Consider the following 17,095-nt stretch of genomic DNA (forward strand, 5'->3'; position numbering starts at 1 on the left):
TGAAGGGGAGACGGGCGACAACAAGGCCCCACCCTGTCCGGCGGACACTGGCCGGGCAATTGGCGAACATTCGCCAGGGGAGGACACGCCAATGATGACCGTGGACGACATCCTGCGGGAAAAACGTGACACCCGCATCATCACCCTGCGCATGCACGAGACGGTGGCTGACGCCGTGCTCGTCATGAAGCGGGAGAACATCTCTTCCGTCATTATCAAGGACGTCTGCCGCACCGAGGGCAACACGGTGGTGGGCGTCTTTTCCGAGCGCGACGTGACGCGCGCGGTGCTGGAGCATGGCGCCAACACGCCGAAGGTGGTGCTGGCCTCCCTGCTCAAGCGCGAGGTGATCTCCTGCGCGCTGAGCGACACCATCGAGACCGTGCTGCGCCTGATGGTGGAGCACCAGGTACGCCATCTGCCGGTGATGGAAAGCTACGCGCTGGTGGGTGTCATCAGCGCCACCGACCTCATGCGCCATTACCTCAAGGAATCGGAATCCCACCCGTCGCCTGAAGCTGTGTCGGGGGGCATCGAGGCCGGCCTCGCCGCGCTGCGCTGAGGCGCGGAACCATTCGGAGCCGCCCGTACCCCGTTGCGGCTCCGAAGCTTTTCCAACTTTCGTCTAAGAATGGTTCAAATCCCGTTTGCGGACGGACGAGGGCAGTGTTACAGTTCTGTATCTGGCATACGTAATTCAAAACTTGAAATGCCAGGGACGTTCCTCCCGATCGTATCTCTGGGGGCACGTCCAAGCCGGCGCAGACCGGCATGAAGCAATGGGCAGGAAATTCCGGGAGTGGGTGCATGGGCAAGGCGCTTGACGGCGTGCGCGTCCTGGATATGACGCACGTTCAGTCCGGCCCCTCGGCGACGCAGCTTCTTGCGTGGCTGGGCGCGGATGTCATCAAGGTGGAAATGCCGCGGCGCGGGGACATCACCCGCTCGCAGCTCAGGGACAAGTCCAACGTGGACAGTCTCTATTTCACCATGCTCAACGCCAACAAGAAGAGCGTCACCCTCAACATCAAGACCCCCGCCGGCCAGGAGGCGCTCAACCGCCTCGTAGAGACCTGCGATGTGCTGGTCGAGAATTTCGGCCCCGGCGTTCTTGAGCGTCAGGGCTTCGGCTACGAGAGCCTTCGCGCTCGCAATCCGCGCCTGATCTATGCCTCCATCCGGGGCTTCGCCGAAGCCTCCGGCGTGGATGCCAAGGCTTACGAGACCATCGCCCAGGCCATGGGCGGCGCCATGAGCACCACGGGCTGGCGCTCCGGCCCGCCGACGGCCTCCAGCGCGCAGATCGGGGATACCGGCACCGGCATCCATTGCGTGGCCGGCATTCTCGCCGCCTTGTTTCAGCGCACCATGACGGGCGAGGGACAGAAGGTGGACGTGGCCATGCAGGACTGCGTGGTGAACCTTCTTCGCGTGAAGCTGCGCGACCAGCAGCGGCTTGATGCGGGCGCGCTTGCGGAATATCCCGGCGCGCCCTCCGGGGATTGCGTGCCACGGGCGGGCAATTGCTCCGGCGGCGGCCAGCCCGGCGCCGCCCTGCGCTGCGCGCCCGGCGGCGAGAACGATTATTGCTACGTCATCATCCAGCCCCAGGGCTGGGCGCCGCTGATGCGGCTGGTCGGCCGCAAGGACCTGATCGACGATCCCAAGTTCGCCTCCCACGAGGCGCGCGCCCAGCGGCTGGAGCAGTGCTTCGAGATCATCGAGCGCTGGACCGTCCGGCGCACCAAGTTCGAGGTGATGGAGGCGCTCAACGCCATCGACGTGCCCTGCGGGCCGGTGCTCTCCACCAAGGACATCCTGGATGATCGCGCGCTCTACGACCGCGGCTTCCTCGTGGAAGTGCCGCACCCGGAGCGCGGGACCTATGTGACGGTCGGCTCGCCCATCGCGCTGTCCGCCAATCATGTGCCGGTGGAGCGCGCGCCGCTTCTCGGCGAGCACACCGACGAAGTCCTCGCGAGCGTGGGCTTCTCGGCCGAAGAAATCGCCGGCATGCGTGCCGCCGGTGCCGTCTGACGGGGAGAAAACGACCCGTCCGAAAAACGAAACGCCGCGCCACGAGGGACAACAAGAGGGTGGGGCGGTCAATCAGATCAAAAATAAAAGAATGGTCTAAGGGGTAGGAATAATGAGCGAAATGGCAGTGAAGGCGCCAGCGACGAATCGCTGGCTTCAGTTGGTCGCCGGCGTCGTCTGCATGGTGGCAGCAGCAAACATTCAGTATTCGTGGACCCTATTCGTTCCCGAGATCGTCACAGCGCACGGCTGGACCCGCGCGTCCGTTCAGGTCGCCTTCACCGTCTTCGTGGTGGTGCAGACCTGGCTCACGCCCATCGAGGGCTACTTCATCGACAAGTACGGCCCGCGCGTGATGGTGCTGGTCGGTGGCTTCTTCACCGGCCTCAGCTGGGTGTTGAATTCCTACGCCGGATCGTTGACCGCGCTTTATGTGGCCGCGGCTGTCGGCGGCATCGGCGTGGGCTGCGTCTACGCCACCTGCGTGAATGCCGCGCTGAAGTGGTTCCCGGATCGGCGCGGCCTCGCGGTCGGCCTCACCGCTGCCGGCTATGGCTCGGGCACGGTGCTGACCATCCTGCCCATCGCCGCCATGATCAAGTCGAGCGGCTATCAGGAAACCTTCTTCACCTTCGGCCTCGTGCAGGGCGCGGTGATCATGCTCGCCGCCGGCTTTCTGCGGGCGCCGGGCAAGAGCGAGGTGACCTTCTCCTCGACGGTGGCCCAGTCCCGCCGAGACTACACGCTGGGAGAAGCGCTGCGCACCCCCGTGTTCTACGTGATGCTGACCATGTTCGTCCTCACCGTCTCCGGCGGCCTGATGGCGGTGGCGCAGCTGGGCGTGATCGCCGAAGATCTCGGCGTGAAGCACATCAACGTCGACCTGTACTTCTTCGCCATGGCCGCGCTGCCCTTCGCGCTGATGCTGGACCGCATCCTGAATGGGTTCTCGCGTCCCTTCTTCGGCTGGATCTCGGACCACATCGGCCGCGAGAAGACGATGTTCTTCGCCTTCGCCCTGGAAGGTATCGGCATCGTCGCCCTCGGGACGTTCGGTACCAATCCCTGGGCGTTCATCATCCTCTCGGGCGTCGTCTTCCTTGCCTGGGGTGAGGTCTACTCCCTGTTCTCGGCAACCGCCGCGGACACCTTCGGATCGAAGCACATCGGCAAGATCTACGGCATGCTCTACACCGCGAAGGGCTTCGCCGCCCTTCTGGTGCCGCTGGCCAACCTGCTGATGGAGGCGACCGGCACCTGGACGACCGTGCTCTACACGGTCGCCGCCATGGACCTCACCGCCGCCTTCGCCGCCCTCTTCGTCCTGCGGCCCATGCTCGCCCGCCATCACCGGCTCAATGCCGAGGCTGCGGCTGCGGCGACGGCCACGCGCCAGGCAACCGCCTGAACGGGACGATCTGAACGACCGAACCGGGCGGTGCTGCCGCCGCCCGGTTCGAGATGACCAGGGCCAATGCGTGGCATCGGGTTTTTAACCGAGCCTCAAAGCCCCCATGAACACGCGAGGCTTCGGCCGCGCGAGACAGAGTCCCTCCACCGCCATTTGGCGGTCCCTCAAGCCCCGGCTCCGGCCGGGGCTTTTTTCGTCTTATGGGGCTTTCGGTCGACGAGAATGGGGGCGCGACAGGTCGCTGTCGACGCACCGGTCCGCCTTTGCTCACGAAGCGGAATGGCTTGGCAGATCCAAGGCAAGAATTTAGAAGACGAATATGAGCTAATAGATTTCTATTCAGATCAGTAATTTGCAAGACGTGGTCTGTTTTGAGGCCGATGCAATTGGCGAGCTAGACTGGTTCTTATTTGGATGGCCGAAGATTGATCGGCGCCGATATATGATTGGGCCGTTGCAAGACGGCTCCGTTAGCCAAAAATACAGCAGGAAGTAACGGTTACATAGCCGTAACGGCATTCTGTATACCAGATTCCTTGGGCATTTTCTCCCGCGGTTCGCGAACGGGGCGATCAACGTCCCGAACAAGAATGGCGACCGTCACGGGCCGTTCATCGCACACGATGATCCCCAGTGAGAAAGGGAAGGAAATGGCTCAGAATTCCGCAGCGCCTGTCGGCGGCCCCATGGGAGGGCGTTGGCTGCAACTGCTCATCGGCGTCATCTGCATGTCGATGATCGCCAATCTTCAGTATGGGTGGACGCTGTTCGTCGAACCCATGAACGAGAAGCACCAGTGGGGCCGCGCCTCCATTCAGGTCGCCTTCACCATCTTCGTGCTGTTCGAGACCTGGCTGGTCCCTGTCGAGGGCTGGTTCGTGGACAAGTTCGGCCCGCGGATCGTCGTGTTCATCGGCGGTATCCTGTGCGCGTTGTCCTGGTATCTGAATTCGCGGGCGGATAGCCTCGCCATGCTTTACGTCTCGGCTGCCCTTGGCGGCACAGGCGCGGGCGCGGTGTATGGTACCTGCGTCGGCTCGGCGCTGAAGTGGTTCCCCGACCGCCGCGGTCTTGCCGCCGGCATCACCGCCGCCGGTTTCGGCGCCGGCTCCGCGCTCACGATCGTGCCCATCGCGGCCATGATCAAGTCGCAGGGCTACGAGCACACCTTCCTGTTCTTCGGCCTGCTGCAGGGCATCGTCGTGATGGTGCTCTCGCTGCTGCTCCGGGGGCCGAAGGAGGGCCAGCTGCCCCCGGTCAAGGTGTCCGCCACCCAGAGCCGCCGCAACTACGGGCCGGGCGAGATGGTGAAGGCCCCGGTGTTCTGGGTCATGTACCTGATGTTCGTGCTGGTAGCGGCGGGCGGCCTGATGGCGACCGCGCAGCTCGGCTCCATCGCCAAGGACTTCAAGATCGCCGACGTGCCGGTCTCGATCCTCGGCCTGACCATGCCGGCGCTGACCTTCGCGCTGTCCATCGACCGCGTGCTGAACGGCCTCACCCGTCCGTTCTTCGGCTGGGTGTCGGACAACATCGGCCGTGAGAACACCATGTTCATCGCTTTCGGCCTCGAGGCCGTGGGTGTGCTGGCCCTGGCGCACTTCGGCTCCAATCCGGTGCTGTTCGTGCTGCTGACCGGCCTCGTGTTCTTCGCCTGGGGCGAGATCTACTCACTCTTCCCGGCCACCTGCGGCGACACCTTCGGCGGCAAGTACGCCACCACCAACGCCGGCCTCCTCTATACCGCCAAGGGCACGGCCTCGCTGGTGGTGCCGATGGCGTCGGTGGCTGTGGCCAGCCTCGGCAACTGGGACCTGGTGTTCATGATCACCGCCGCGGTCAACGCGATCGCCGCTCTCATGGCCATCTTCGTGCTGAAGCCGATGCGCAGCCGCTTCGTCGCCGGTGCGGCCGCCGAGGCGACTGCCGAGCCGGCGCGCGCGAAGGTCACCGGCTGAGGCTCTGCCTCTTCATTTGGCCCACCTACCCCGGGCCCAACTTGAGGGAGCGGCTTGCCGCTCCCTTTTTTCAATTGCCGCGCGGAGCAGAATGGGCGAACGGACCCGCATGGACCATCACGAGGGTCGAGATCGAGCCTCTTGTGTCGGAGGCCGGTGCACTCTGCATGCGGGCAAACCCCGGCTCGGGCGTCTGCAACAGGACATCCTCGATCGGGATACCGGGGCCGCCAGCCACCGTCATGTACGGCTTCTGGGCCGTGAGCCCGTTGGCAGCGAAGGTGAGGACGATCCCGAAAAGGCCGAAAGCCGTAAGCTCAAGCGCGTTCATAACTCTCTCCCGGCATGATGCCGAAGGGATGCGGCGCGTTCCGCCGGGCCTGATTTCGGTCGCCCGACGCTTCCACGTCCCTGTACGACCGTCTTGTATCGTGTTCGCCCGTCTCTGTGGTATACAAAATACGCAGAGGCGGACCCGCAATGCTGCATAGCAGCATTGCCCGGCCCAGCCGACAAGCGCGCACAAGCGCGCAGGCGCTAGCCTGACAAAGACGACCGTTCAGGCCTGGGCGAGGGCGCCGAGGTGGGCGATAAGACCGGCCGTCGAGCCCGATGCGCCGGGCGGGAGCGATCCGCCTTCCACGGCCGGAAGGAATTGGGTCGCCAACTCCTTCCCCAGCTCCACGCCCCATTGGTCGAAGGCGTTGATCCCCCAGACCGCCGCCTCGACGAACACCCGATGCTCATAGAGCGCGATGATGCGGCCGAGGGAGAACGGGTCCAGCTCGGCATAGGCCAGCGTGATGGAAGGTCGGTCTCCGGGGAAGACGCGATGGGGCGCGATAGCGGCGACCTGATCTGCGTCGAAGCCCTTCCCGACCAGCTGCGCAGCGGCCTCCTCCAGCGTGCGCCCACGCATGAGCGCTTCCGCCTGCGCCAGGCAATTGGCCACCAGAAGGTTCTGGTGGGGCTTCAGGTTCGGCTCATGCCCTTGCGCCGCGATCAGGAATTCCACGGGCACGGTGTCGGTGCCCTGGTGGAGCAGCTGGAAGAAGGCATGCTGGGCATTCGTGCCCGGCTCACCCCATACGATGGGGCCGGTTCCGCGCGAGACCGGGCGGCCTTCGCGCGTCACGCTCTTGCCATTGCTCTCCATGTCAAGCTGCTGGAGATACGCAGGCAGGCGCGCAAGGCGCTGGTCGTAGGGAATGATGGCGCGGCTCGGGAAGCGGCAGACGTTGCGGTGCCACAGGCCGACGAGGCCGAGCAGCACCGGCATGTTCTGGTCGAGCGGCGCGGAGCGGAAATGCTCGTCCATCGCCGCCGCGCCGGCAAGGAATTCGCCGAAGCGGTCCGGGCCGATGGCGACCATCACCGGAAGGCCGATGGCCGACCACACCGAATAGCGGCCGCCCACCCAGTCCCAGAAGCCGAAGGTCCGCTCTCGCGAAATGCCGAAAGCCTCCACCCGATCGAGCGCCGTCGAGACGGCGGCGAAGTGGTCGCCCACTGCCGCCTCGCCGAGGGCATCCGCGATGAAGGCCCGCGCCGTTCCCGCGTTGCACATGGTCTCGACGGTGGTGAAGGTCTTGGAGGCGACGATGAACAGCGTCGTCGCCGGGTTCAGCCCCTTGAGCGTGTCGGCGATGTGGGCGCCATCCACATTGGAGACGAAGTGGCAGCGCGGCCCATCGTGATAGGGCGCCAGAGCGCCGGCCACCATGGCCGGCCCGAGGTCCGACCCGCCGATCCCGATGTTGACCACATCGGTGAAGGCGTTACCCCGCGCACCCGCGATCCGCCCCTCGCGCACCGCATACGCGAAGTTTGCGAGGTTGCGCAGGGTTTCGTCGATGCCGGTCTTCACGTCGATGCCGTCGACGGTAATGCCGTCATCCGAGCGGTTGCGGAGCGCGGTGTGGAGTACCGCCCTGTCCTCGGTGAGATTGATGTGGTCGCCGGCAAACATGGCGTCCCTCATCTGCTCGACGCCGGCCGCCCGGGCGAGATCCAGCAGCAGGGCCAGGGTCTCGTCGGTGATCGCGGTCTTCGAGAAGTCCAGCAGCAGGTCGCCATAGCTGGTCGAGAATCGCTCGAAGCGGTCGGCAGCGGTGAACAGATCGGCGATGCGCCCGGTCCGGCCTTTCCAGGCGGCATCGAGGGCGGCAAAGGCGGCGTCGGTCGCGCTCGGATCTGGGTGCGTCATGGATCTGACCTCCTTTCAGGGGCACCACATCACGTCGACAGGCGCGCGGGCCCTCAAAATGGCGCGGACGGGCAAGTCCTCGACCGGGCCGCTGGCGCAGGCGCGCTCCAACACGGCGCGCTTGGTCATGCCCTCGATGTGCAGCACCAGGGTGTCGGCTGAAACCAGCCGGGGCAGGGTGAAGGTGATGCGCGGTTCGCCCGCCGCATCGGCCCGCACGGCGATGAGGGCTTCGGGCGCGGACGGGTCGATGGCCGCCGCAAGGGTTTCCGCGCCAGGGAAGAAGGACGCGGTGTGTCCATCGTCGCCCATGCCCAGCACCACGGCCGCGAAAGGGGCGGGGAGAGCGGCGACCGAGGCCGTTGCCGCGGCCAGTCCATCCTCCGGCGTCGCCGCGCCGGCATAGAGCGGCACGAAGCGGGCGGCGGAGGCCGGCCCTTGCAGCAGATGGCGTCGCACCAGGGCGGCGTTGGAGCGTTCCGACGTCTCAGGAACCCAACGCTCGTCAACAAGCGTCACCGCGACCCGGCTCCAATCGATGGGCGCGCCGGACAGCATTTCGAAAAAGGCCACCGGGGTCCGCCCGCCCGAGACGGCGAGGCTCGCGCTTCCGTCGCGGGCGATGCGGCCGCGCAGGGCCTCGGCCACGTGGGCGGCCAGCGCCCGGGCGAGGCCCGCGGAATCGTCGTAGGTGTTGAGGGCGATCGGAGTGGTCGACAGGGTCACGGAGGCCTCAGGCGTCATCGGTCCAGGTGCGCCCATCCCGTTCGATCAGGGCGATGGCGGCGGATGGCCCCCATGTCCCGGCCGTGTAAGGCTTGGGCTGGTCGCGCGAGCCACGCCACGCATCGAGAATGGGGTCCACCCAGCGCCAGGCGGCTTCCACCTCGTCGCGGCGCATGAACAGGGTCTGGTTGCCCCGCACGACATCCATGATAAGCCGCTCATAGGCATCCGGGTTCCGCACGCCGAAGACGGATGCGAAGCTCATGTCGAGCGGGACGTGCTGCAAACGCATGCCGCCGGGGCCGGGATCCTTGATCATGAGCCAGAGTTTCACGCCCTCGTCCGGCTGCAGGCGGATGACGAGGCGGTTCGCCATGATCGGACCGGCGTGGCCGTCGAACACCGAATGGGGGATCGGCCGGAAGGCGACGACGATCTCGGAGACCCGCGACGCGAGCCGCTTGCCCGTGCGCAGATAGAACGGCACGCCGGACCAGCGCCAGTTGCCGATCTCCGCCTTGATGGCGACGAAGGTCTCGGTGTCGCTTTCGCCGGAGCCGAGTTCCTCCAGATAGCCTGGCACCGCCCCGCCGGCCGAGGCGCCGGCGCGATACTGGCCGCGCACCGTCACCTGCGCGAAATTGCTTTCGTTGATGGGCTCCAGTGCCTTGAGCACCTTCAGCTTCTCGTCGCGCACTGCGTCGGCGTCGAGCGACACCGGCGGCTCCATGGCGACGAGACATAGGAGCTGGAGGATATGGTTCTGCACCATGTCGCGCAGCGCCCCGGCCGTATCGTAATAGCCGGCGCGGCCGGCGGTGCCGATGCTCTCCGCCACGGTGATCTGCACGTGGTCGATGTGGGCGTTGTTCCAAACCGGCTCGAACAAGGCGTTGGCGAACCTGAGCGCCATCAGGTTCTGAACCGTCTCCTTGCCGAGATAATGGTCGATGCGGAACACCGCCTCCTCGCGGAAGACGCGCCCCACCGCCGCATTCACCTTCTGGGCGGAGGCGAGGTCCTTGCCCACAGGCTTCTCCACCACCACCCGCGAGAGGTCGGTGACAAGGCCGAATGCGCCGATGCGCGCGCAGATGGGATCGAACAGGTCCGGCCCCACCGCCAGGTAGAACACGCGGACGCGGTCCTCTCCGGTCTTCAGGATCTCGGCGAGATCGGACCAGCCTTCGTCCGACTGGGCGTCGACGGCGACATAGCTCAGCCGCGCAAGGAAGCGGGCCAGTACGGCCTGATCCACGTCCTCCACGCCATCCGCAACGCCGAGGGCATCGCGGGCGAAGGCACGAAAATCCTCGTCAGGGAGGGGGCGGCGCGAGGTGCCGATGATGCGGGCTTCGTCCGGGATCTGGCCGGCGAGATCGCGCTCGAACAGGGCCGGGAGAAGTTTGCGGCGGGCGAGATCGCCGGTTGCGCCGAAGACGACGATATCGAAGAGCTCGACAGTGACCACGCGCGCGACCATCCGGCCTTTCTCCTGTCTGGGCGGCCTTTCGCCCGTTGCGCCGATCATCCGATCCTCGACCGGATCAAGGTCTGAAGATCAAGGTCCGGCCGCAGCGGCGCGAGGGCAGTCTAGAGCAGGCATCGAGCGGATGGCACCGCAATCTGGCCGGAGTCCGCCTCTCTTCCCACGGTGAGGAGACAGCCGAGTGACGGGCGGGCGAACAGCGCAGGCGAAGAGCCGCGAAACGCAAAACCGCGCGACGAGGGTCGCGCGGATGCAAAGCTTGCAAACCAACTGAGGAGACGCGTCCGACGGTCAGCTCGAATGCCCGGCGTTGCGGACCTCAGCGACCTGGGTGCTTCAGCGGGTGGTGGGGCGCGGCTTGGACGGGATGAGGCCTTCGCGCTGGGCGCGCTTACGGGCCAGCTTGCGGGCGCGGCGGATGGCTTCGGCCTCCTCGCGGGCGCGCTTCTCGGACGGCTTCTCGTAGTGGCCACGCAGCTTCATCTCGCGGAAGATCCCCTCGCGCTGCATCTTCTTCTTGAGCGCCTTGAGGGCCTGATCGACGTTGTTATCGCGGACGAGAACTTGCACGTGTTTACCTCTTCGAGCTGTTGCGCCGAGCCGGTGCCTAACCTGATTTGAAACATCGGACCGCAGAAGACGGCGCGTGCGCCTGACCTCGACCTGTCCGAAAGAAGCGCTCTCTTACCAGAAGAGGTGCAGCTTGTCCACACGCCTCGCGCGGGCGGAAAACGGGGGCGGCGCCTTGCGCCGGCTCACTTTCGCGGACGCCGGCGTCACCGGAACATGGTGCGGCGCCGGCTCAGCAGCCGGAGGCGGGCAACGCGGATTCGCCCTGCGCGCGGGCCATGAATATGGCGCCCCCGCTCCTCTGCGCTTCGCGACATAGAGCATCGAGTTCACTGCGGATGGCGGCGTCGGAAAAGCAGGTCGCCGCCTCGCGGATGCCCTGCATGAAGCGCAGCTCGATCTGGATCACGCGCCAGCTGCAATAGCGCCCCGACCGGGCCATGTGCCGCGCGAGGTCCCGCAGCCACTCGGAGAAGCGGTCCTTGATGCGATCGTCGGACAAAGACATCTGCCACCACAGTTTCGATGTGCGCCCGGGCGGTACTTTAAAACCACCCAGACCGACCGAGTCATGCGTCAAACGCTGCGGCGCGTCATCAGGGCGATTCGTCTCAGTCCGTAGCGGAAGAGCCGGCTTAAGAGATCAGCAGCCTTCGCTGTCCGGAAGGTTGGCGCAGGCCTGTGGATCGCGCGCGACCCGCACCACATGGCCCATCTTGCGGCCGGCGCGGGCCTCTTCCTTGCCATAGAGGTGGACGTGCGTGCCGGGCTCCGCGAGCAGCGCGTGCCAGTCATGCACGTCGGCACCGATGAGATTGGTCATCTGCGCCCGGCCGAGGCGGGACACCTCGCCGAGCGGCCAGCCGGCGATGGCGCGGACATGCTGCTCGAATTGGGACGTGACCGCGCCGTCCTGGGTCCAGTGACCGCTGTTGTGCACACGGGGCGCAATCTCATTCACGATCACCCGCTCGCTCGAGCCTTGGCAGACCACGAACATCTCGACCGCGAACACGCCCTCGTAATCGAGCGCGTCGCCAATGTCCCGCGCCATGGCGCGCGCCTTGCGGGCGGCCTCGGGGGTGAGCGTGGCGGGGACCGTGGAGGTGTGCAGGATATGCTCGCGGTGGACGTTCTCGGTCACATCGTAGGCGCAGAATGCGCCGTCGCCCCGCCGGGCAGCCACCACGGAGACCTCGCGGGAAAAGCTGACGAAGCCCTCAAGGATCGCGCTCTGCCGGCCCAAAGCGTGCCACGCCGCGGTGAGGTCCTCGCCGGGGCGGATCATCACCTGCCCCTTGCCGTCATAGCCGAAGCGGCGCGTCTTCAGCACCGCGGGCAGTCCGAGCTGTGCGACCGCGGCTTCAAGGTCGGCGAGGCTGTCCACGGCGGCGAAGGGCGCGGTCTCGATGCCGAGGTCGCGCACGAAGCTCTTTTCCGCGAGCCGGTCCTGCGTGATGGCCAGGGCCTTGGCACCGGGCCGAAGCGGCACGCGCGCGGCGAGGAATTCGGCGGTGGCCAGCGGCACGTTCTCGAATTCGTAGGTCACGACATCGACGCCGGCGGCGAACCGCGCCAGCGCGTCGAAATCGTCATAGGCGGCGCAAAAATGCGCGGCGCTCACATGGAAGGCGGGGCTGTCCTTGTCCGGGCACAGGACGTGCGCCTTGAGACCGAGCTCCGCCGCCGCGAGGGCGATCATGCGGCCGAGCTGGCCGCCGCCGAGTATGCCGATGACGCTGCCGGGACGAAGCATGTCAGACCGGCCGTTCCGCCACCGCATCGGTGCGCGCGGCGCGCCAGGCGTCGAGCCGCTCGGCGAGGGCAGGGTCCGAGAGGGCCAGGACAGCCGCCGCGAGAAGGGCCGCGTTTGTTGCCCCCGCGACACCGATGGCCAGCGTTCCCACCGGGATGCCGGCCGGCATCTGTACGATGGAGTAGAGGCTGTCGAGGCCGGACAGCGCCTTGGACTGAACCGGCACGCCGAATACCGGCAGGGAGGTCAGCGCCGCCACCATTCCGGGCAAATGGGCCGCGCCGCCGGCACCGGCGATGATCACCTTGAAGCCGTCCGCCCGCGCGCTCCGGGCGAAGGCATACATGCGATCGGGCGTGCGATGGGCGGAGACGATGCGGCAGTCGTGCGAAATCCCGAGCGCCTCCAGCGTTTCTGCTGCGTGGCGCATGGTCTCCCAATCGGACTGGCTGCCCATGATGACGGCAACGTCAGCCGTGCTCATCCCTCGAACCTTCGCGAAATTGGAAAGCGCGGGCTTTATAGGAATGGCGAGGCCGCGGCAAGGGGAAAGCGGTGGTCACCGCCAGCGGCGGTGCAGCCAGAGCCATTGCTCGGGATATTCGCGCACCCAGCCCTCGATGACGGAGGTGACGGCCTGCATGGCGCCCACCACCTCGATCTTGCCCTCGGCGTCGCGGGGCAGGGGCACTTCCTCGGTGATCTCCACCCGGAACCGGGCGCCGGGCAGGCGGATCACGCGCATGCCATGCACCGGGCAGTCGAACTGCCGGGCGAGGCGGGCCAGCGTCGGGTTGGTGGCGCAGGGGCGGCCGAAGAACATCACCTCGGGGCCACCGGTCCAATACTGGTCCACCAGCATCCCGAGATGCTGCCCCTCGGCCAGCATGCGCGCCATCTGGCGCCCCGCGTCGCGGCCGGCGCGGATGAGGCCCGGCATGGTGCCCGAGCGCATCTCCTCGATGAGCTCGGCGGCGCGCTTGTTGTTGGGCGCGCGATACAGGACGCCGCCCGGCACATCGAACTTGGCGCCGGCGATGGCGCACAATTCCCAATTGCCGGTGTGGGCGGTGAAGAAGAGGGCGGGGCGGCCATCGTCCCGCAGACGCTGGAAGATCTCCGCGCCCTTCACCTCGATCCGGCCGGCGTCGGGATGCGCGGGGTCATAGTCCCACAGGCGATCCTGCTGGGCGAATTCGGCGGAAAGGCGCCCCATGTTGGCCCAGATGCCACGGACGAGGGCATTGATCTCCGCCTTGCTCTTTTCCGGGAAGGCGGCGGCAAGATTGCGCCGTGCCACCTTGCTGACTGCGAAGAAGGGTCCGAGCAGCTTCGCCCAGAAAGCCATGCCGCCGGCCGAGAGCCACAGTGGCCACAGGCGCAACCACCAGACGGAGAAACGCACATAGCCCGCCACCAGCACCTCGGCTGCGGGCGCGAGCGCGAGCTTCAGCCGGTGGATCGCCTTGCGGACGGGGAGGGGGAGCCGGGCCACGGGTCAAGGCCCAGTCATATGGGAGGCTTCGCAGGGCGGGTGCAGCTCCCTCTCCCCTTGCGGGAGAGGGCTGGGGTGAGGGGTATTTCCGCCCCCGGCCCTGAAGCTGGCCCTTGTCAGCGCTGCCCCCTCACCCCTCTCCCCTCTCCTGCGAGGGGAGAGGGGAGCGGAGGCGCCGGCTGCGATCATCATTTCAGCCCGCCTCAGAACTTCACCACGATCTTGCCGAAGACCTTGCGGCTTTCCAGCCGCTCCAGGCCCTCGTTGAAGTTCTCGAGTGGCACAACGGTGTCGATCACCGGCATGACGCCACGGCCCATCTTCTCGAGGCCGTCGGCCACGTTGCGGATGGTGGCGCCGAACGAGCCGAAAATCTTGTACTGGCGCTGGAACAGCTGCATCAGGTTCATCTGCACCGAGACGCCCGAGGTGGAGCCGCAGGTGACGAGGCGCGCGCCGGGCTTCATGGAGAGCAGCGAGGCGTTCCAGGTGTCGGCGCCCACATGCTCGAACACCACGTCCACGCCCACCTTCTTGGTGATCTTGCGGACCTCGTGCTCGAACCGGTCCTTGCGGTAGTTGATGACGTGGTCGGCGCCCAGCGCCTTCGCCTTTTCCATCTTCTCGTCATCGCCCACGGTGGTGATGACGGTGGCGCCCACATCCTTGGCGAGGCGGATGGCGGCGGAGCCGATGCCCGAGCCGCCGGCATGGACCAGCACGGTCTCGCCCTTTTCCAGCTTCGCGTTGTCGAACAGCATGTGCTCGACGGTAGAGAAGGTGATGCCGGCGCAGGCCGCTTCCTCGAAGGAGACGCCCTCGGGGGCGGGGATCACCAGCCGCTCGGGCATGTTCAGCACGTCGCGGGCGAAGCCGTCGATGTGGAAGCCCAGCACGCCGCCCACGTTCTGGCAGAGGTTATCCCGGCCCTTCAGGCAGTTGGCGCAGTGGCCGCAGGTCATGGCGCCATACATGGCGACCGTCTGGCCGACCTTGAGGCCCCGCACGTCGGCGCCCAGGGCCACAATCTCGCCGGCCGCCTCGGCGCCCACCACGAGGGGCATCTTGCGCTTGGCGAAGGCCATGCCGCGCCAGCCCCATACGTCGATATGGTTCAGCGCCAGCGCCTTCACTCGGATCTGCACCTCTCCGGCGCCCGGGGCTTCCGCCTCGGGGAGTTCGACGAGTTCGAGCTTGCGGTCGGAGACGAGCTGAAGGCCACGCATTGTTGTTCTCTGAATATGATGTCAGCGGTGGGCGGCGAGCGAGGCGGAGAGCCCGCCATCCACCGGCAGGACGGCGCCGGTCATATAGCCCGCGCCGGGGGAGAAGAGAAAGGCCACCACCTGCGCCACGTCGTCGGGCGTGGCGAAGCGGCCGGCGGGGATCTGCGCCTCCATCTTCGCCCGATAGTCCGCGAACTTCTCCAGCATGGCGGTATCGATGAAGCCGGGAGCGACATAGTTCACCGTCACGCCACGCCGGGCGGTCTCGATGGCGAGGCCGCGCACATGGGCGAGCAGAGCGGCCTTGGAGGCGGCATAGGCGGCATTGCCCTGGTTCGCCTGCAGCGCTGCCACCGAGCCGATGGCGACGATCCGCCCGGCGCGCGCCCGAGTCATGGGCCGCACCAAAGCGCGGGTGAGGCGGACGAAGGCGAAGTGGTTCACCTGCATCACCGCCTCGGCCCTGTCCTGGTCGATCATGGCGGCAAGCGTGTCGTAGGAGGCGCCGGCGTTGTGGCAGAAGCCGAAGTAGGTTTCCCCGCCCTCCAGCTCCTCGGCGAAGGCCTCCACCGCCGCGCGATCGGCAAGGTCCAGGGGACGGGCGGAGACGACGGCCTCCGGCACGGTCGCGCGGATGTCGGCCATCAGCGCCTCCGCCTCGGCCACGGCCGAGCGGTAGGTGAAGACGACGGGATGGCCCGCCTGGGCGAGACGCCGCACGATGGCGGCGCCGAGCCCACGGCCGCCGCCGGTGACGAGGATGGGGGCGCTCATCGGATCAGGCCGGGTTCGCGTCGTGCCCCGCTCACGCCGGCTCTGCCGCCAGCACGAGGCAGACGTTCTGGCCGCCGAAGCCGAAGGAGTTGGAGATCACCCGCCTCACCTGCGCATCCCGGGCGACGTTGGGCACCACGTCCAGCGGGATGGCCGGATCGGGGATGTTGTAATTGATGGTCGGCGGGATGCGGCCATTCTGGATCGTCAGCAGCGACACCGCCGCCTCGATGGCCCCGGCCGCCGTCAGCGTGTGGCCGATCATGGACTTGTTTGAGGAAATGGGCGTTGCCGCCAGCTTCTCCTCGCTGAACACGCCCTTGAGGCCCACATATTCCATGCGGTCGTTCTCGGGCGTCGAGGTGCCGTGGGCGTTGATGTAGTCCACGTCGTCCGGCGTAACGCCGGCATCAGCCAGCGCATTCTTCATGCAGCCCACGATGGGGCGGCCGTCCGGGCTGGAGCGGGTGCGGTGGAAATTGTCCGCCATCTCGCCGCAGCCTTCCAGCACGCCGAGGATCTTCGCCCCGCGCGCCACCGCATGTTCGTAGCTTTCGAGCACCAGCGCGGCGGCGCCCTCGGCCATCACGAAGCCGTCGCGATTCTTGGCGAAGGGGCGGGCGGCCTCCTCCGGCTTCTCGTTCGCGGTGGTGAGCGCCGAGAGCAGGGAGAAGCGGATCAGCGCCTCGGGGTGCACGGACCCGTCCGTTCCCAGCGACAGCGCCACCTCGGTCTCGCCGCGGCGGATGGCCTCGACGCCGAGCTGGATGGCGGTGGCGCCGGAGGCGCAGGCGGTGGACAGGGAAATGGGCTGGCCCTGGGTGCCGAACTTGTCGGCGAGGCGATCCGCCACCGAGCCGAACAGGAAGCGCTCGTGCCACGGCCGGAACTTGCCGGTGGCCGCGGCTCCGAGCAGGTCGTGATAGACGATCGGGTAGTGGCCGACCGCTTCGGCGATCTGCTGGCGCTCCGGCCATTCCAGCTCCACCGGAGGCACGGCGGCGAACAGCGGGCCGGGAAACTCGCCGGGCGTGCCGATGCCGGATTCGGCGATGGCTTCCTCGGCAGCGAGAGTCGCGAGCTTCTCGGAGAGGTTGGGGGCAGCCACGCGGCCGTCGAACAGGAAGTCCACCGTGCCGGCGATGGTGGTGCGCATGCCCTCGATGGGGAAGCGGGTGATGGTGTGGATGCCGGATTCACCCGCAGTCAGGCGCCGCCAGTTGTCTTCCTTGCCCTGACCGAGGGAGGTGACGACGCCGATACCCGTCACCACCACGATGGGGCGGCCGAACTTGTCGAGATGCGCCTGCGTCATGATCGCGGCTCCTGTCGTTGAAGCGCGCCCGCCCCGGCGCCGCTCGAAGGGCGCGCCGGGACCCGCGCTGTGGGAGGGCCCGGCACTCGCGCCGGAAAATACGCCGAAGCCGGCGCAAAGGACAATCGTCCG

General features: G+C 66.9%; 16 protein-coding genes. 4 read left to right on the forward strand and 12 right to left on the reverse strand.

Annotated elements, in window-relative coordinates; genetic code table 11:
• The first annotated feature begins 91 nt into the window (after nt 1–91).
• From V5F63_RS07980 to oxlT (V5F63_RS07995), 4 genes are all read left to right on the forward strand, one after another.
• Nucleotides 92–562 (forward strand): CBS domain-containing protein, encoded by a 471-nt coding sequence (locus V5F63_RS07980; protein WP_245327495.1) that lies wholly within the window; start codon nt 92–94, stop codon nt 560–562.
• 245 nt (nt 563–807) lie between these two features.
• A complete protein-coding gene (frc, locus tag V5F63_RS07985; RefSeq protein ID WP_394029800.1) occupies nt 808–2,037 on the forward strand; it encodes a formyl-CoA transferase in 1,230 nt (409 codons plus the stop codon).
• 112 nt (nt 2,038–2,149) lie between these two features.
• On the forward strand, nt 2,150–3,445 hold the full coding sequence (gene oxlT / locus V5F63_RS07990) for an oxalate/formate MFS antiporter (protein WP_509210824.1): 1,296 nt from the start codon (nt 2,150–2,152) through the stop codon (nt 3,443–3,445).
• 653 nt (nt 3,446–4,098) lie between these two features.
• The gene (gene oxlT, locus V5F63_RS07995) at nt 4,099–5,406 is read left to right on the forward strand and encodes an oxalate/formate MFS antiporter (protein WP_394102039.1); all 1,308 of its coding nucleotides are present in this window, start codon (nt 4,099–4,101) and stop codon (nt 5,404–5,406) included.
• A 70-nt stretch (nt 5,407–5,476) separates the two neighbouring features.
• Here oxlT (V5F63_RS07995) and V5F63_RS08000 read toward each other — a convergent pair whose 3' ends face one another.
• The 12 genes from V5F63_RS08000 to V5F63_RS08055 all read right to left on the reverse strand — a co-directional run bounded on the left by V5F63_RS08000 (nt 5,477) and on the right by V5F63_RS08055 (nt 16,963).
• On the reverse strand, nt 5,477–5,737 hold the full coding sequence (locus V5F63_RS08000; RefSeq protein ID WP_209488557.1) for a hypothetical protein: 261 nt from the start codon (nt 5,735–5,737) through the stop codon (nt 5,477–5,479).
• A 228-nt stretch (nt 5,738–5,965) separates the two neighbouring features.
• Nucleotides 5,966–7,612 carry a glucose-6-phosphate isomerase gene (gene pgi, locus V5F63_RS08005; RefSeq protein ID WP_394102038.1) on the reverse strand — a complete coding sequence of 549 codons (1,647 nt, stop codon included), beginning with the start codon at nt 7,610–7,612 and terminating at the stop codon, nt 5,966–5,968.
• Between the two features lie 15 nt (nt 7,613–7,627).
• Complete coding sequence (gene pgl / locus V5F63_RS08010) at nt 7,628–8,332, reverse strand: 6-phosphogluconolactonase (protein WP_394102164.1); 705 nt, start codon at nt 8,330–8,332, stop codon at nt 7,628–7,630.
• Between the two features lie 13 nt (nt 8,333–8,345).
• Nucleotides 8,346–9,821 (reverse strand): glucose-6-phosphate dehydrogenase, encoded by a 1,476-nt coding sequence (zwf, locus tag V5F63_RS08015; RefSeq protein ID WP_209488560.1) that lies wholly within the window; start codon nt 9,819–9,821, stop codon nt 8,346–8,348.
• 342 nt (nt 9,822–10,163) lie between these two features.
• Complete coding sequence (rpsU, locus tag V5F63_RS08020) at nt 10,164–10,397, reverse strand: 30S ribosomal protein S21 (RefSeq protein WP_029557675.1); 234 nt, start codon at nt 10,395–10,397, stop codon at nt 10,164–10,166.
• A gap of 232 nt (nt 10,398–10,629) precedes the next feature.
• Complete coding sequence (locus V5F63_RS08025; protein WP_394102037.1) at nt 10,630–10,905, reverse strand: hypothetical protein; 276 nt, start codon at nt 10,903–10,905, stop codon at nt 10,630–10,632.
• Between the two features lie 135 nt (nt 10,906–11,040).
• Nucleotides 11,041–12,153, reverse strand: coding sequence for a 5-(carboxyamino)imidazole ribonucleotide synthase (locus V5F63_RS08030; protein ID WP_394102036.1), 1,113 nt, complete (start codon nt 12,151–12,153; stop codon nt 11,041–11,043).
• Between the two features lies 1 nt (nt 12,154).
• The gene (purE, locus tag V5F63_RS08035; RefSeq protein ID WP_209488563.1) at nt 12,155–12,637 is read right to left on the reverse strand and encodes a 5-(carboxyamino)imidazole ribonucleotide mutase; all 483 of its coding nucleotides are present in this window, start codon (nt 12,635–12,637) and stop codon (nt 12,155–12,157) included.
• Between the two features lie 75 nt (nt 12,638–12,712).
• The gene (locus tag V5F63_RS08040) at nt 12,713–13,648 is read right to left on the reverse strand and encodes a lipid A biosynthesis lauroyl acyltransferase (RefSeq protein ID WP_209488564.1); all 936 of its coding nucleotides are present in this window, start codon (nt 13,646–13,648) and stop codon (nt 12,713–12,715) included.
• Between the two features lie 203 nt (nt 13,649–13,851).
• Nucleotides 13,852–14,874, reverse strand: coding sequence for a zinc-binding dehydrogenase (locus V5F63_RS08045; protein ID WP_168458869.1), 1,023 nt, complete (start codon nt 14,872–14,874; stop codon nt 13,852–13,854).
• A 21-nt stretch (nt 14,875–14,895) separates the two neighbouring features.
• Nucleotides 14,896–15,648 (reverse strand): SDR family NAD(P)-dependent oxidoreductase, encoded by a 753-nt coding sequence (locus tag V5F63_RS08050; protein WP_394102035.1) that lies wholly within the window; start codon nt 15,646–15,648, stop codon nt 14,896–14,898.
• Nucleotides 15,649–15,679: 31 nt separating this feature from the next.
• Nucleotides 15,680–16,963, reverse strand: coding sequence for a beta-ketoacyl-ACP synthase (locus V5F63_RS08055; RefSeq protein ID WP_394102034.1), 1,284 nt, complete (start codon nt 16,961–16,963; stop codon nt 15,680–15,682).
• Nucleotides 16,964–17,095 lie beyond the last annotated feature (132 nt).

Origin of the sequence: Xanthobacter wiegelii, from assembly GCF_043193855.2 — a bacterium.
In the GTDB taxonomy this organism is placed as follows: Bacteria; Pseudomonadota; Alphaproteobacteria; order Rhizobiales; family Xanthobacteraceae; genus Xanthobacter; species Xanthobacter flavus_A.